Here is a 943-nt window from a genome sequence, read left to right as displayed (position 1 = left end):
GGCGGGCCGGACGGATGCGGCGCTGGAGGAGCTGGTTGGGTTCTTCGTGAACACGCTGGTGCTGCGGACGGATGTGTCGGGTGATCCGAGCTTCCGGGAGCTGTTGGGCCGGGTGCGGAACTGGGACCTGTCGGCCTATGCGCATCAGGACCTGCCGTTCGAGCGCCTGGTCGAAGCCCTCAACCCCACCCGATCGCTCGGACGCCATCCCCTGTTCCAGGTCATGCTCGCCTTCCAGAACACCGATCAGGCGGCTTTCGAATTCCCCGAGCTGGAGGTGACGGCGACAACGGCGGAGACCGGGATGTCGCGGTTCGATCTTATTTTCAACCTGTGGGAGCAGCGGGATCGGGAGGGCGGGGAGGCGGGGCTCGAAGGGCTGCTGGAATACAGCACGGACCTGTTCGACCGGGAGACGGCGGCAGGGCTGGTGTCGCGGCTGGTGCGGCTTCTGCGCTCGGTGGTGTCGGATCCATCGCAGTCGGTAGGCCGGATCGAGCTTCTGGATGTGGAGGAGCGGTCCCGTCTGCTGTCGGGTTGGAATGCGACGGATCGGGCGGTGTCTGGCGGGACGGTGCCGGATCTGTTCGAGGCGCAGGTGCGCCGGACGCCGGATGCGGTGGCGCTGGAGCATGGCGACGAGGTTGTGAGCTATGTGGAGCTGAACCGCCGTGCGAACCGGCTGGCGCATGTGCTGATCGGCCGGGGGATCGGCCCGGAGAGCGTGGTGGGGATAGCGCTGCCGCGTTCGGTGTCGATGGTGGTGTCGGTGCTGGGTGTGCTGAAGGCGGGGGCCGCATACCTGCCGCTGGACCCGGAGTATCCGGCGGACCGGCTGGGCTACATGGTGTCGGATGCGGGCCCGGTCTGCGTGATCGGTTCAGGGGCGGAGGCGTGGTGCGGTCCGGTGCCGGTGCTGAGCCTGGAGGAAGGTTCGGTGTCG

1 protein-coding gene is annotated in these 943 nt (G+C 67.9%); it reads left to right on the top strand.

Annotation, left to right across the window (positions count from 1 at the left end; translation table 11 throughout):
• On the top strand, positions 1 to 943 hold a 943-nt coding region (locus AB4112_RS35990), incomplete at both ends, for a condensation domain-containing protein (RefSeq protein ID WP_441727269.1).

The organism is Inquilinus sp. 2KB_23, from assembly GCF_052115705.1.
Classification (GTDB): Bacteria; Pseudomonadota; Alphaproteobacteria; order DSM-16000; family Inquilinaceae; genus Inquilinus; species Inquilinus ginsengisoli_A.
Note: the sequence above shows the minus strand (reverse complement) of the source record. Positions and strands in the feature narration are given on the sequence as shown.